Genomic DNA, 15,769 nt, shown 5'->3' on the forward strand with positions numbered 1-15,769 from the left:
GCGGGCTAGTTTAACCGAAAACCGCTAGACAGCAGGCATGAAAAAAGCACCCGAAGGTGCTAGTGTTTTTGAACCTGGCTTATTGTGCCTGAATCCATTTGTCGGCACGGTCACGCGCCTGACGAATCTGTTCTTGGGTCAGGTTGGCGGCCAAGGCCGTTTTTTTACCTTCAGATAAAGAAATCACTTTATTGTCGAGCATGCCATCACGGGTAGACAGCTCATACCACTGATAAGCGCCCATATAGTTTTTCTTTTTCTCTTCCATCATCGCCAGGTTAAAGCTGGCACGGTTATCACCGCGGCTGGCCGCTTTTTCAAAATACTGACGGGCCAGGACTTCATCTTTTTTGGTGCCAATGCCATCAGCCAGCATACGACCCACGTTCAATTGGGCTGAAGACAGTCCCTGATCGGCAGCGGCTTTATACCAGGCAAAAGCCTGACGTTCATCTTTAGCGACATCTTGGCCATGCAGATATTTGGTTGCTAGATAGAACTGCGCACCGGCCTGACCGGCTTTGGCGGCTTTAATCAGACCCTGAATGTCCATCACCGAATACTGGGCGGCCTGGCTCGACACCGAGCTGCCTGGCGCCACGTAATCTGCATGCGCCTGCAGGCTAAAAAGTCCAACCAGTAGCGTCGTGCTTAATAATAATTTTTTCATAGAGCGCTCACTCGATAAATTGCGACTTCACCAAACAGATTCGGGATATGTTTACTGAGTAAACTAACTTGTTGATCCCCATTCACAGCGAGTCGATTAATAATACGGATATTGTTTTCAGCACAGAGTGCTTCGAAATCACGGAAAGTACAGAGGTGGATGTTTGGGGTGTTGTACCACATATACGGCAAAGCTTCTGAAACCGGCATTTTTCCTTTCAGTGCCAGGAAAGAACGGGCCTTCCAGTGGGCAAAGTTCGGAAAGGTAATAATCGCCTGTTTTCCGACACGCACCATATCACGCAATAATACGTCAGGTGCATCTACAGCTTGCAAGGCTTGTGCCATGACCACATAGTCAAAAGACTGGTCGGCAAAGCGGCTTAAACCGAGATTTAAGTCTTGTTGGATGATATTTAACCCCCGACTGACGGCAATTGCAATCTTTTCTTGGTCAATTTCTAGGCCGTAAGCACGAATATTGTGCTTTTTACTCATGTGGGCCAGCAGTTCACCATCACCACAACCGAGGTCTAAAACGCGGGAACCGGGCTTAATCCACTTTTCGGCAAGTTGCTGATCAATACGCATTACACAGCCTCCTGCGGGGTTGCCTTGAGGTGTTCTGCACCTCCCAAAAATGCTCTTAAAGATTTGACATATAACGGAATCGGAAACAGGAAGGAGTCATGGCCCTGTTCGGCATCAATGTCTAAATAGCTGACCGGTTTATGGTTGCTAATCAGCGCATCGACAATTTCCTGCGAACGCGAAGGCGAGAAACGCCAGTCAGTGGTAAACGAAATCACCAGGAACTGACATTGGGTATGGGCCATGGCCTGTACCAGCGACTGTTCATATTCCCGCGACGGATCAAAATAATCCAGCGCCTTGGTCATAATTAAATAGGTGTTGGCATCAAAGTTACGGCTGAACTGTTCACCCTGATAGCGCAAATAGCTTTCCACCTGAAACTCGACATCGAAACCGTACATGAATTTGCCCAGTTTCAGGTCACGGCCAAATTTCTGCTTCATGGCTTCTTCAGACAGATAGGTGATGTGTCCGACCATCCGTGCCAGAATCAGGCCACGTTTTGGATAGCTGTCATGTTCCAGATAACGGCCATGATGAAAATCAGGATCTGAAAGAATCGACTGACGCGCGACTTCGTTAAAGGCAATATTCTGTGCCGAGAGTTTTGGCGCACTGGCAATAATCACACATTTTTCCAGACGGTCCGGATAATCAACCGACCATTGCAAGGCCTGCATGCCCCCCAAAGAACCGCCAATTACTGCATACCATTTTTGAATGCCTAAGCGGTCTGATAGCATGGCCTGGGTTTTGACCCAGTCACGCACCGTCACCAGCGGGAAATCTGGACCATAAGGGCGGTTTTCATTTTCCGGGTTGGGTGAGGTTGGACCGGTCGAACCATGACAGCCACCAATATTGTTCAGTGCCACCACAAAGAATTTAGAGGTATCAATGGCTTTGCCCGGACCAATACAGCTGTCCCACCAGCCAGACTTTTTATCATCTTCATGATGATAGCCCGCCGCATGATGATGCCCGGACAGGGCATGGCAGATTAAAATGGCATTGGATTTGTCGGCATTCAAGCTTCCGTAAGTTTCAACCATCAGTTCAAAACGTGGCAGAATGCGTCCACATTCCAGCTCTAACGGCTCTTCAAATTGAAACTGTTGTGGCGTTACGACACCCACAGAGTTAGCAGGGAAAGACACAGGAATAATTCGCCTTAGAATCTTTAGAATGAATAAATAAAAAGGATACCACTTGGGGTATCCTTTCTAAAGTACTTTATGTGCTTAAACGGCAGCAGCAACCAATTGTTCTTTGCTTAATACGCCCTGATCAATCAGACGGTTAGTGCTGGCAATAATGGCTTCAATGGATGAAGTCACAATGTTGTCATGCACCCCGGCACCAAAGGCAGATTTACCGGTACCTTTCACCTGCAACTCAACCAAGGCCAAGGCTTTGGCATTGGCACCCGAGCTGATGCCGCGTTCTTCATAGTTCAAGACATCAATTGGTAACTGCAACGCATCCAAAATGGCCGAGATCGGACCGTTACCTTCACCGCGCAACTGCTGTGTCGAGCCATTCACCACCACTTCAAGTTCAATTACCTGTTTGCCATTGTCATCAGACAATTTATAGCTCTTGGCAGAATAATGTGAATCTTTGGCATCGACATAGGTTTGCTGGAACAATGACCAGATTTGCTGTGCTGAAATTTCAGTGCCTTCTTCATCGGTCACTTGCTGCACCACTTGCGAGAACTCGATTTGTACACGACGCGGCAACACCACGTTGTAGTTCGATTCTAACAAGTAAGCAATCCCGCCTTTACCTGACTGCGAGTTCACCCGAATCACGGCATCATAGTCACGGCCCAAGTCTTTCGGATCGATTGGCAAGTAAGGCATATCCCAGATTTCTTCGTTTTTCTGGTATTCAAAGCCTTTTTTAATCGCATCCTGGTGTGAACCCGAGAACGCCGTGAACACCAAACCACCGGCATATGGATGACGTGGATGCACAGGTAAACCGGTACATTCTTCTACGGTCGCAATAATTTCGTTGATGTTAGAGAAATCCAATTCTGGTGCCACGCCCTGGGTGTACATGTTCAAGGCAATTGCTGCCACGTCAACGTTACCGGTACGCTCGCCGTTACCAAACACACAACCTTCAACACGGTCAGCACCGGCCATAATCGCCAATTCAGAGGCAGCAATACCACAGCCACGGTCGTTATGACAGTGAACAGAGATGATCACCCCGTCACGACGTTTGATGTTGCGGTGCATCCACTCGACCTGGTCGGCATATACGTTTGGAGTCGAAACTTCTACAGTCGCAGGCAAGTTTAAGATGACTTTGTTTTCAGGAGAAGCTTCCCAGATTTCAGTCACGGCGTCACAGACATCTTTAGCCACTTCCAATTCGGTTGCGGTGAAACATTCCGGGCTGTACTGGAAAATCCAGTCCGTTTCTGGATATTGCGCTGCGTATTCTTTCACTTTTTCAGCAGCGTTAATGGCCAACTGTTTGGCACCCGCGACATCAACATTCAAGACTTTTTGACGGAAGGTTGGCGAGTTGGAGTTATAGATATGTACAATCGCGCGTTTTGCACCTTCCAATGCTTCAAAGGTACGCTGAATCAAATGGTCACGTGCCTGAACCAAAACCTCGATATACACATCATCTGGAATGTGGTTTTCTTCAATCAATTTACGGGTGAAATCGAAGTCAATTTGTGAAGCAGACGGGAAGCCAATTTCAATATGCTTAAAGCCAATTTTCACCAACATCTGGAACATTTTGAACTTCTGTTCAATGCTCATTGGTTCGAAAATTGCCTGGTTACCATCACGCAGGTCGGTGCTCATCCAGATAGGCGCTTTTGTAATTTCGTTGTTCGGCCATTGACGGTCTGGCAAGTCAACACGTTGATACATGCGACGATATTTTTTACTTGGATCAGCCAACATCATGAGGTAACTCCTTGTGAAGCATGGGTTGCTTAAGCTTATAAAAAAGCAACGTACTACTTATATAGATGGTATCTATGGTATCAATTTACAAGCGTATTTCCGGAAAATATTAGGATCAGTCCACATTTTCAGAAAGAGTTGCTACCTGGCTGGTACCGTTCGCGGTCTTGCAAATTCCTAAGATAAATATAAGCCAACTGAAGTGGAAATTATTCTCTTAGTTTGCATCATTAAAGGTTGTGGAGATAAAAAATTTCACTGGATCTGGTTTTTGTGAAAAATATAGCGACTATTGATCTCTTGCAGGCGCGCCGTTCCCATTAAAGCCATGGTCACTTCCAGTTCTTCCCGCAAAATTTTAATCACATGCGCCACACCTAACGCACCGGCTATTGCCAGACCATAAATATACGGCCGGCCAATCAGCACGGCGGATGCGCCCAAGGCCAGCGCCTTGAAAATATCGGAGCCGCGGCGGATGCCACCATCCAGCACTAAGGGAAAATTTGCCGGCAGTTGTGCGCGTATCATCTGTAGAGCTGTCAGTGGGCTAATGCAGTCATCTAGCACCCGGCCACCATGATTGGAAATGACCAGTCCCTGTACACCGTATTGCAATGCCAGTTGAGCATCTTCAGGATGCACAATGCCTTTGAGCAGCACCGGTAAAGACGTTTGCTGTACCAGCCAGGCGATATCTTCCCAGGTCGGTGCCTGTTGCATCAGACCATCAAACAGGGGATGTTGCTCTGGCCTGAGGATGGGGGATGTAAAGGAAGATAGATGCGGATGAGGCAGATGCGCCGGCACTTGAAAACCGGCCCGACGTTCACGGTCACGAACGCCGCTATGCGGTGAATCGACGGTCACCACAATGGCTTTAAACTGTTGTTGCTCTGCCAGTTGCACCAGTGCCAGCGATTGTTCGCGATTGCCTTGCCAATACAGCTGAAACCATTTAAGAGAGGTTGTTGGCGCAACTTCACGCAGATCGGTAGTACTTAAATGACTCAGGACCAGATTACTGCCCACCGCTTCTGCTGCGAGGGCAGTGGCTAGTTCACCCTGTGGATGAAACAGTTGCTGATGGCCAACCGGGGCTAGAAAAATTGGATGGGGAAATTCCTGCCCGAACAGTTCGCAGCGGGTATGGCCTTGGCTTAGGTCACGCAGCATTCTGGGCAGCAGTTGCAGCTGCTGAAACTGGTCCAGATTCTGTTGCAGGCTGCGCTCATCCATGGCGCCGCCTTGTAAATAGTGCCAGGTGGCCGGCGTTAAATGTTTGCTGGCCTGAGCTTCATAGTCAGCAATGGTTTGCAGATAGGCTGGAATCTGGGTAAGTGGCGGCAGTGGCTGGGCAGATGTCATAGTTCGCCCCATTGACGCAGCAGATTATGATAATGCGCGGTCAGTTGCAGCACTTGTTCATTATCGCCAAGTTGCTGACGCAGTTGGCCAATGGTCATATCCAGATTAAACAGCATGCTGCGCTGCCAGTCATCGCGAATCATGCTTTGTGCCCAGGTAAAGGCGGCAATGCGCCGCCCGGCAGTGACCGGTTCTACCCGGTGCAGGCTGGTGGCGGGATAGAGAATCACATCACCGGCATCCAGCTTGACTTCATGAGCCCCGTAAGTGTCTTCAATCACCAGTTCACCGCCCTGATATTCTTCCGGTTCAGACAAAAATAAGGTCATGGAAACATCAGTACGAATCAGCTGCTGATGTGCAGCCGAATAATGCACGGCGCTGTCGACATGATTGCCATATGTCCCTTGCTGCTGATAGCAGTTAAACATCGGCCGTAGAATATGTTTGGCTAAGGTCGCAGATTGTACCAGCGGATGCTGTCTCAGTGCCTGTTCAATCTGTTCAGCCAGCGCTGGATACACCAGATGCTGTGGGTCAAATTGCAGATTGTGTTTGCTTTTCTTGGCCTGTGGCCCGGCACTGTGCTGGCCATCAATCCAGGCGGTGTGCTGGTCGAGCTGCTGACGGATGTCAGCCACGGCCGCTTTACTGAGAACTTGAGGAACATGCTGCATCATGAGACTTGAATCATCCTTCAGACAGAGCGCTGTCTGTCATCATAAAGCCAAATAAAAAATGAAGCAGCATTTCAGATAAATGCTGCTCCAACAGAAGAAAATAAAACTTAGAATTTGTAGTTAAAGGTCAGGCTGGCACTGCGCTCCTGACCAAGCGTCATACGCGAACCGCCGTTGTTCAGGGTACTGATGTATTCTTCATCTGCCAGGTTATAGACGTTCAGGTTCAGTGAGGCATTTTCATTGAATTGATAACCGGCCATGGCATCAAACACCACATAGCTTGGAATGCTTGGCATATTGGCTGGAGCAGTGCTGTCGGTGACGACACGTTTTTGCTCATCGACATAACGCGCGCCCAGACCCAGTTTAAAGCCGGCAATGTCATAGGTGGTCCATAATGAGGCGGTCCATTCCGGTGACCAGCGCACGCTATCGGTACGGGTCATGACATTGTCACGGAAACTTTGCTGATCTTCCTGTTTGGTTTTCATATGCGCCACACCGGCAGAAATATTCCAGGCATCGGTAATCTGGCCGACTGCACTCAGCTCAACCCCATCGACGATGGTTTTGCCTTCCTGGATGGATTCCTGTGTAATCGCATCCTGGGTAAACTGGTTTTCATTTTCCGTGCGATAGACTGCGGCATTCAGAGCTAGACGGCCATCAAGCAGATCCCATTTGCTACCCAGTTCATAATGATGGGTTTCTTGTGGTTCTGCCGCTGCGCTGTTAATGCCCGACTCAGACATTACAAAGTTGGCGCTGCCCGGTGGGGTTAAGGATTTGCCATAAGAGGCATAAACGCTGCTGTAAGCAGTTGGTTTGTACAGACCGCCAAGTTTCCAGCTCAGCAGGGTGTCATGCGCGCTGATATCTGAAGCTACAAGGGCATTTGTGCCGCGAGATAAAGATAAGCCTTGATAGTCGGTTTCGTAATAATCTACCCGTACTCCACCGTTTAACTGGAAGCGTTCGCCAAATTTTAAGGTGTCAAACAGATAAGCCGCAGCCGTCTGGGTTTCACCATCGCTATAAGCACCGTTATAGATCAGGTCGGCTATTGGATCATTGGGGTTTGGGTTATACAGGTTGGCTTCAGTGGTGGATACTGCAGGCTCATCCGGCATTTGGGTGGCCAGATTGCGGGTGTATTGCTGCTCTTTTAAAAATTCCAGGCCAGCTACCACATCATGTTCAATAGCACCGGTTTTCAGGTTCAAATTTAAAGTGGTCTGGTTGGCCAGAATTTTATTTTCCTGATCAACCCCCTGACGTGAACGGCTGATGGTCCAGTCGGCTGGATTGGTCGAATCATGTGCAGAAATGGTGTTAATCCCGGTCAGGACTCGGTTCATCTGGGTTTGACCCAAACGGGTGATATTAGTCAGTTTTAGATTATCTGCCAGATCACTTTCAATTTTCGCGGTGAACATGTCGGCATCGACATCTTCGTAATCATCTACATGGCCATAATAGTTTTCACGATTAACCTTGCCTGCTTGGGCAATATCCGGATTGGCATTCCAGAAGCCTTCCATACCAATGGTTGGAATACCGCCATCAGGGATATTACGTTGACGGACGTGCTGTGAATATAAATACAGGCGGGTCGGAGTATTCAGGCCAAAGGCAACAGATGGGGCAATGGCATAGCTATTGTTTTCGAGCACATCACGGCCTTGCACGCCCCCTTCTTGTCCCATGACATTGAGACGAAAAGCGGTATTGTCATTGATGGCTTGGTTGATATCGGCCGAGAGGCGGGCATTTTCTGCGGTGTTGTAACTGGCAGAGACTTCGCTGCTGTTTTGCAGATGCGGCAGTTTGCTGACCAGGTTGATATAACCGGATGCCGAACCACGACCGGCTTCTGCACCGGCCGGGCCTTTCACGACTTCGACCTGTTCCAGGTTAAATACATCGCGGCTGACTGCGCCCAAATCACGGATACCATCGACATAGGTAGAGGTTTGGGTTGAGAAACCACGCATCTGGAAGGTATCGCCGGCGCTGGTATTGCCGTTTTCACCCATTTGTAAGGTAATGCCCGGGGTGTTGCGTAGCGCTTCAACCAGTGATGTCGCGCCTTGTTCTTTTAATAAGGTTTGATTAATAACAGAAACTGTTTGTGGGGTATCGACCAGTGGCTGGGTCTGTTTCGCGGAGCTGAGCTGATTGGTTTTATATTTATTTTCAGCCTGAGATTTCACCGTGATTTCAGGAAGCTGGGTGACTTCTTCGGTCGCTGGGGTTGCATGTGCCATGAGCGGCAGGGTGGCTGCAAGGGCAACGAATGATGCAGTGCGTTGATGTTTACGGCTCTTAATCTGTGCCATGGTGGTGTATTTCCTGATATGAATGACAAAACTCCCTTACCACAATGATTTGAGTGCGCAGTTCAAATGCAGAGTAATGATGGACTTATTGTATGTGTTCAATAAGTAATGCGAATTTTAGTGATAATAATTCTCAGTAACAATATGAAAATTGGTTAAAACAAGCTAAACAATTAAGAAAATATTTATGGATTAGCTGCATTTAATGAAATAAATCAATAAGAATATTTGAATAATCGTATTTTTGATTTAATTTGATCGGTTTTTGGAATTAAAAAACCCTGCCGGGGCAGGGTTTTGGGTTCTTATGTGAAATCTGGATTAGAAGTCATAAGAGATAGATAACCAGTAGTTGCGGCCTGGGAGGTAAGTACCAGACATACCAGAGGCAATGTCTAAGTATTTGTAAGCAGTTGCGCTGGCGATAATTAGACTACCGTTCTTATCAGTTGAATCATATTGGTAGGTTTGATTGTCTTCAGTAAAATCTTTGTCTAATAAGTTATTTACCGCCATATTAATTCGGATCTGATCATTCACTGTATAACTTGCACCTAAGTTAAACACGTTATAGCCTGCAAATTTATCTCCAAAAATCAAAGACTCTTGATAGTCTGAAGAACCAAGTCCAGATGCTGGTGTTTTGGGTTGGGTCTGGAATCGGTCTTTACTTGAACGATATTCGTGTTGTAACCAGATATCTAAAGCAGGGTTAATATGCCAAGTCGAGGTCGTATTCAGCGCGTGTTTTGGTACGTTGCTGAAGTAAGCGCCTTTATTTTTACCTTTGGTGATCTCAGTTTCCATCAGCGTATAGGCTGTTTTAATATCCCATTCTGGCAATATTGAATAATTTAGGCTAACTTCTAAACCCTTTGTTTCAGCTTCATCTGCATTGGCACTTTGTGTGTATTCGGTCACACCTGTAGCTAAATTGGCACATTCAGGAGAGGCCGGGCAGTTGAATCGTGAAGATATAATTTTGTCTTCAATTTGGTTAAAGAAAGCTGTTGCAGTTAGATTTAATTGATCACTAGGTTGGAAATTAAAACCTAATTCATAGTTAATCGAAGTTTCAGGCTTTAAGTTTGAGTTGCCTAAAGTCGGAGTTTCACCTTGTCCGCTGTAGTTAATAATTCCGTCATGTAAAGCTTTTGGAGATGGAACTTTATAACCTGTACTCACACCACCTTTCACAGTGAAGATATCGTTGGTGTTCCAAACTAAGTAAGCACGTGGACTAAATTGTCCACCAAAACCTGAGTGATCTTCGTAACGTCCCCCAAAGGTAAAACGGAGATTATCTCGTAATGCCCACTCATCTTCTGCGTATAACGACCAGGAATCTTTAGAGAATTCTTGGCCAATACCTGCAATATCATCAGCAACTGTTGCATCTTTATATTCAGCACCTGCAGTCACGGTGTGATTTGCCAAAGGCATGACAATGTGTGAGTCAACAACTAAGTCTGTATTTTCTAAAGTACGATCTTGACCTTCATATGCATTGTTTGGGAAGGTGCCATTAGGAATCGTACGGCCTATAGTTTCTGTTTCAGTATGGCTAACATAAGTTTTCCATTGACCAAAACTATAGTCACCATCATGTCCTACAGAAACTTGTGTACGGTTAAACTCTAATTCATCTTTATAGCCATTTGCTTTGTTAGGTTTATCAATATTACCTAAACGGTTGTCTTCATTTTTATATTTTTGACTGGAATGGAAGCCGTCTATCCATAAAGTATTTGTATCATTTAACTGGTAAGTAAGCTTAGCACCTGCATCATAATTGTCTGCTTTACTTGGGCGTGGATCACGACCTGTTGAGCCAGGTACTCGCTCTGAACGTTGACGGTCTAAATATGAGCCACGTAGTTGCATACCAAGTCGATCATTGATAATCGGACCATTAACAACAACGCTAGTTTTCCAGGAATCAGCTTCACCATTATGTTCCATTGCATTGCCACTAACCGTGACATTGCCATTCCATTCATTACTGACTTTTTTGGTGATGATGTTGATTACACCACCCATCGCTTCTGAGCCATAGCGGGTTGCCATTGGTCCACGGATGACCTCAATACGTTCAATTGATGAAAGAGGCGGTAAGTAACCATTTGATGATTCACCAAAACCATTAGGCGCAACATCAGAAGAGGTGGTTTGGCGACGTCCATCAATTAAAATCAAAGAATATTCGTTACCTAAACCGCGCATTTTAATATTTAAGCCGGAGGTTTTGCCTACACCATCACGAATATCAATACCAGGTACATCAACTAACAAATCAGCAATACTGGTGGCATTTTTCTTTTCAATATCTTCTTTTGTGACCACACTAATAGAAGCAGGTGCATTTTTAATATCTTGTTCAAAACCCGCCGCAGAGACCACAATCGTAGATAATTGATGTGTCGGGTCGGCTGTAGTTTCAGTGGTTGTATTTGCAAATGCGGAACTAGCAGAAATTCCAAGAATCGCGAGCGAAAGCGGGCGAAGGTTAAAGGTGCGCATAACCGAATTCCAGTATTGGGATATAAGAAGAATAGTTAAAAATATGAGTTAAAAACCATTGAATATTAATGATAGTACTTATCATTTGCAACAAATATTAGACAATAGATAAAAATAGCGAAGGGAATATGAAGAATTTAAGCCGAAAAATTGTTCTGATCGCTTGTTATTTTGTATATCTTTAAATGTTGTCATATAATATGGCACTTTTTTAAAAACTGTTATTACTAAATATCGAGGAAGCCATGCAAGTAACTTCTGAAGCGGTTTCGGGCGTTGCCCGTCGTTTAAATGTATCTGTACCGACGAGCCGTATTAACGAGCAGTTCGAAGCTCGCTTAAAACGCACAGCTAAAACTGCGAAGATTAACGGCTTCCGTCCAGGTAAAGTGCCTGTAAACGTTGTACGTCGTGAATATGGCGCGGGTATCTATCAAGAAGTTGTAAACGACATCATTCGTGACACCGTATTTGAAGCAATCCAACAAGAAAAAATCAATGCTGTTGGTATGCCAAACATTGAAAAAACTGAAATGAAAGACGACGCTTTAGTATATGAAGCGACTGTTGAAGTTTATCCAGAAGTTGAAGTGAAATTCGAAGGTCTGGAAGTTGAGCGTAAAGCATCTGAAGTTAGCGACAAAGATGTAGATCAAATGATCGAAAACCTGCAAAAGCAGCGCGCAACTTGGGTTGAAACCAAAGGCATGGCGAAAAAAGACATGCGAGTAACTTTTGATTTCGAAGGCACAGTAGATGGCGAGAAATTTGAAGGCGGTTCTGCTGAAGACTTCAAACTGGTATTAGGTTCTGGCCGTATGATCCCGGGCTTTGAAGATGGCATCGTGGGCATGAAAAAAGGCGAAGAGAAAGTTATTGATGTAACTTTCCCGGAAGACTACCAAGCTGAACAGCTGGCAGGTAAAGCAGCTCAGTTCAAAATCAATGTAAAACTAGTTGAAAAACAAAAACTTCCAGAAGTTGATGCTGAATTCTTAAAAATCTTCGGTTTAACTGAAGAAGAAGGCGTTGAAAAGTTAAAAGCTGACGTTCGTAAAAACATGGAACGTGAAGTGAAAAACGGTCTTCGTAACCAGGTGAAAGGTGCAACGTTTGATGCACTGGTTGCTGCGAACGAAATCGAAGTTCCAGAATCTATGGTTAAGCAAGAAATTGACCGTCAACGTCAACAAATGATCCAACAGTTCACGCAGCAGTTTGGTGCGCAAGGTGCGAAAGCATTTGACTCAAGCATGCTTCCAGACGAACTGTTCAAAGAACAAGCTGAAAAATCTGTAAAACTTGGCGTATTGGTGAGCAAAGTTTTAGCAGACGCGAAACTTGAAGTGGATGCTGCACGTGTTGATGCTTACATCGAAGACATGGCATCTTCTTATGAAGATCCAAACGAAGTAATTGAATACTTCAAAAATGACAAACAGCAACGTGCTCAAATTGAAGCAGTTGTGTTAGAAGACCAGGTGGTTGATCACATTCTTGCAGCTGCAAAAGTGACTGACAAACAAGTCAGCTACGAAGACTTATTGAAAGAGCAACAAGCTCGTCAACAAGGCTAATTTCAGCTGAAGTAAAAAAGGCGCCTAAGGCGCCTTTTTTATATAATATAAAAACTTGGATGGTTTTAAAGTTTACAAAGCTTATGCAAAAAATATCCATGAATTGTGGGTGAATATTTTGCAATTTAGATGATTATCCCTCATATTGTGATCATGGGTGAACTCACAAGAATTTAGGAATAAATAAACGTATGTATGTTCCATCAATTGATAACGCATTGGTTCCAGTAGTCGTTGAGCAATCATCTCGTGGTGAGCGTTCTTTTGATATTTATTCACGTCTTTTGCGTGAACGGGTAATTTTTTTAACGGGTGAGGTTGAAGACAACATGGCCAACTTGATTGTGGCGCAAATGTTGTTTTTAGAGGCAGAGAACCCAGATAAGGATATTCATTTATACATTAACTCGCCAGGCGGTTCAGTCACTGCCGGTATGGCGATTTATGACACCATGCAGTTTATCAAGCCAGATGTGGTGACTTACTGTATGGGTCAGGCAGCGTCCATGGGTGCATTCCTGCTGAATGCCGGTGCCAAAGGCAAACGTTACTGCCTAGAAAATGCCCGGGTCATGATTCACCAGCCTTTAGGCGGTTTCCGTGGTCAGGCTTCTGATATTGAAATTCATGCGCGTGAAATCCTGTTCATTAAAGAGCGCTTGAACCGTTTGATGGCAGAGCACAGTGGCCAGGACTATGAAAAAGTGGCCAAAGATACCGACCGTGATAACTTTATGACTGCACAGCAGGCCAAAGAATACGGTTTAGTGGACGAAGTGTTATCTAAGCGTCCATAAGTTTTAAAGATTTAAATTGGAGAGAATATGTCCGAACATCCTCAAGGACAAAAACATTGTTCATTTTGCGGTAAAACGCAGTCTGAAGTCGGGAAGCTGATTGCAGGCGAGGACGCATATATCTGTAATGAATGTGTGGACGTATGCCTGGATCTGGTTCAGACCAGTCAACAAGTTGAGTCGAGTGACTGGGCCGCCCGTCCGTTGCCAAAACCGCATGAAATTCGCGCTGCACTGGATCAATATGTGATTGGTCAGGACCTGGCGAAAAAGACTTTATCGGTGGCAGTTTATAACCACTATAAGCGTTTGAAAGTCACGCATAACGGTCAGAAAACCAATGATGCAGTCGAAATTGCCAAAAGTAATATCCTGCTGGTGGGTCCAACCGGTTCGGGTAAAACCTTATTGGCACAGACCTTAGCGCGTTTGCTGGATGTTCCGTTTGCCATGGCCGATGCCACCACCTTAACCGAAGCTGGTTATGTGGGGGAAGATGTAGAAAACATCGTGCAGAAGCTGCTGCAAAAAGCCGATTACGATGTCGAAAAGGCGCAAAAAGGCATTATCTATATCGATGAAATCGACAAGATTACCCGTAAGTCTGAAAACCCGTCGATTACCCGTGATGTATCGGGCGAGGGTGTGCAGCAGGCCTTGTTGAAAATGATTGAAGGCACAGTGGCGTCTATTCCGCCGCAGGGTGGCCGCAAGCATCCGCAGCAGGAATTTATCCAGATTGATACTTCCAACATCCTGTTTATCTGTGGTGGTGCATTCTCGGGTCTAGAGAAAATTGTGCAGCAACGTCAGGAAAAAGGTGGTATTGGCTTTACCGCTGAAGTACGTAACAAGGATGAAAGCAAAAAGCTGTCTGAACTGTTCCGTCAGGTTGAAGCAACAGATTTGGTGAAATTCGGTTTAATTCCGGAATTTATTGGCCGTTTGCCAGTCATTGCAACACTGGATGAGCTGGATGAAGACGCATTAATGCAGATTCTGACCGAGCCGAAGAATGCCTTGACGCGTCAATACGAATATCTGTTCGAGATGGAAAATGTCGACCTGATCTTTGATGACGCTGCATTACGTGCGGTGGCGAAAAAAGCCTTGGAACGTAATACAGGTGCGCGTGGTCTGCGTTCAATTCTGGAAAATGCCTTGCTTGAAATCATGTATGACTTGCCAAGTCGTAGTGATGTAGGCACGGTCATCATCACTGAAGCAGTGATTAATGGTCAGGCCAAGCCAGAATTAAAAGCGGAACGTCAAAGCAAAGAAGCTGTGGTAGAACAGCCGAAAGCCGATTTAAAAGTCGTGAATTCAAAAACGGCTTAAGACGCTATTCGTCAGAAACGTGCGGAAATCAACGGTTTTCGCACGTTTTTTTATTTGAAAAAATAAGACAGAGTGCTAATCTCTGCATCAGGGCCTGGATGCCCAACCCAATAAAAATATTGAAAAAGTGTTAAGTGTAAAAATAAAAACGAAGGAATGAGGGATGTTCATGCGTGCTATATCAATCGTATTTCTGGCTGTCGCATTGGCTGGCTGTTATGGGAAGTCGTCAACCGAGGCGCAACTGCCGCCCACCTCTACGTTAAAAGCTATTGATCAGAACGAAAAGCCGAGTTTGCTGGAACAGTACCGCTTTGGCATGTTTACCATTGGCGGTTGGGTCAATCAGAAATTAGGCCAGCGCTTTCAAGCCATTCAGCCGCAGCATGATCAGGCCGCCGTGGTGTATTTATATCGTCCGGATTCACGCTGGAACCGTCAGGAAATTGTAGCCTCCAGCCTATTTATCAATAGCGAACGCATTCCAAGCCTGCTGCATAATCATTATTACTGGATTGAATTGCCTGCCGGGGATTATCGTTTATCTACCAGTCGTCCTTTAGGCGTGCAGCATTTCCAAAAGCCGAAGTATCTGGATTTTTCCGTTGAAGCAGGCAAGTCCTATTTTATTAAATATGATGAAGAAAATAGCAGTACCCGCCGCACGATTTCTGGTCCCTTAATCATGATGCCGGAAACGGTAGGCCTCAATGAAATTGCTTTTACTCAATTGAAATCGCACAGTTATAATTTTGTGGCTGAAGACCAGAGCACCGGTAAAATTCGCTCTAAGGCACAAAAAATCAAACATGCCGATTATGACCCGGCCAGCGATGTGCAGTTGACTAAGCCATTTAAATTGTGGGACCCACGCACCTGGTAAAAATGCTTGAATCGAGAAATAAAAAAAAGCACCCAGATTTGGGTGCTTTTTTAATCGCTTCA

12 protein-coding genes are annotated in these 15,769 nt (G+C 45.5%); 4 read left to right on the forward strand and 8 right to left on the reverse strand.

The window, feature by feature from the left end:
• Positions 1–79: 79 nt before the first annotated feature.
• The 8 genes from P253_RS10545 to P253_RS10580 form a co-directional block, all read right to left on the reverse strand.
• Complete coding sequence (locus P253_RS10545) at positions 80–670, reverse strand: tetratricopeptide repeat protein (protein ID WP_005180179.1); 591 nt, start codon at positions 668–670, stop codon at positions 80–82.
• The gene (gene metW, locus P253_RS10550; RefSeq protein WP_016658558.1) at positions 667–1,260 is read right to left on the reverse strand and encodes a methionine biosynthesis protein MetW; all 594 of its coding nucleotides are present in this window, start codon (positions 1,258–1,260) and stop codon (positions 667–669) included. The genes P253_RS10545 and metW overlap by 4 nt, the downstream gene beginning before the upstream one ends.
• The gene (gene metX / locus P253_RS10555) at positions 1,260–2,420 is read right to left on the reverse strand and encodes a homoserine O-succinyltransferase MetX (RefSeq protein WP_005180176.1); all 1,161 of its coding nucleotides are present in this window, start codon (positions 2,418–2,420) and stop codon (positions 1,260–1,262) included. Before metX ends, metW begins: the two co-directional genes overlap by 1 nt.
• An 84-nt stretch (positions 2,421–2,504) precedes the next feature.
• Entirely contained in the window at positions 2,505–4,202 is a 1,698-nt protein-coding gene (leuA, locus tag P253_RS10560) for a 2-isopropylmalate synthase (protein ID WP_016658559.1), read from the reverse strand.
• Positions 4,203–4,457: 255 nt separating this feature from the next.
• Complete coding sequence (locus tag P253_RS10565) at positions 4,458–5,570, reverse strand: alpha-hydroxy acid oxidase (RefSeq protein WP_016658560.1); 1,113 nt, start codon at positions 5,568–5,570, stop codon at positions 4,458–4,460.
• Complete coding sequence (locus tag P253_RS10570; protein WP_016658561.1) at positions 5,567–6,250, reverse strand: Fe2+-dependent dioxygenase; 684 nt, start codon at positions 6,248–6,250, stop codon at positions 5,567–5,569. The genes P253_RS10565 and P253_RS10570 overlap by 4 nt, the downstream gene beginning before the upstream one ends.
• Before the next feature lie 107 nt (positions 6,251–6,357).
• Positions 6,358–8,592, reverse strand: coding sequence for a catecholate siderophore receptor Fiu (locus P253_RS10575; RefSeq protein ID WP_016658562.1), 2,235 nt, complete (start codon positions 8,590–8,592; stop codon positions 6,358–6,360).
• A gap of 321 nt (positions 8,593–8,913) precedes the next feature.
• Positions 8,914–11,112 (reverse strand): TonB-dependent receptor domain-containing protein, encoded by a 2,199-nt coding sequence (locus P253_RS10580; RefSeq protein WP_016658563.1) that lies wholly within the window; start codon positions 11,110–11,112, stop codon positions 8,914–8,916.
• Positions 11,113–11,357: 245 nt separating this feature from the next.
• On the opposite strand from P253_RS10580, the gene tig reads away from it, so the two are divergent.
• The 4 genes from tig (at position 11,358) to P253_RS10600 (ending at position 15,707) form a co-directional block, all read left to right on the forward strand.
• A complete protein-coding gene (tig, locus tag P253_RS10585; protein WP_016658564.1) occupies positions 11,358–12,689 on the forward strand; it encodes a trigger factor in 1,332 nt (443 codons plus the stop codon).
• Between the two features lie 191 nt (positions 12,690–12,880).
• Positions 12,881–13,486: an ATP-dependent Clp endopeptidase proteolytic subunit ClpP gene (clpP, locus tag P253_RS10590; protein WP_005180162.1), complete on the forward strand. Its 606-nt coding sequence runs from the start codon at positions 12,881–12,883 to the stop codon at positions 13,484–13,486.
• A 27-nt stretch (positions 13,487–13,513) separates the two neighbouring features.
• Positions 13,514–14,824, forward strand: coding sequence for an ATP-dependent protease ATP-binding subunit ClpX (gene clpX / locus P253_RS10595; protein ID WP_016658565.1), 1,311 nt, complete (start codon positions 13,514–13,516; stop codon positions 14,822–14,824).
• A gap of 169 nt (positions 14,825–14,993) precedes the next feature.
• Positions 14,994–15,707 carry a DUF2846 domain-containing protein gene (locus P253_RS10600; RefSeq protein WP_016658566.1) on the forward strand — a complete coding sequence of 238 codons (714 nt, stop codon included), beginning with the start codon at positions 14,994–14,996 and terminating at the stop codon, positions 15,705–15,707.
• The last annotated feature ends 62 nt before the right edge of the window (positions 15,708–15,769 follow it).

Source organism: Acinetobacter indicus CIP 110367 (assembly GCF_000488255.1).
Classification (GTDB): Bacteria; Pseudomonadota; Gammaproteobacteria; order Pseudomonadales; family Moraxellaceae; genus Acinetobacter; species Acinetobacter indicus.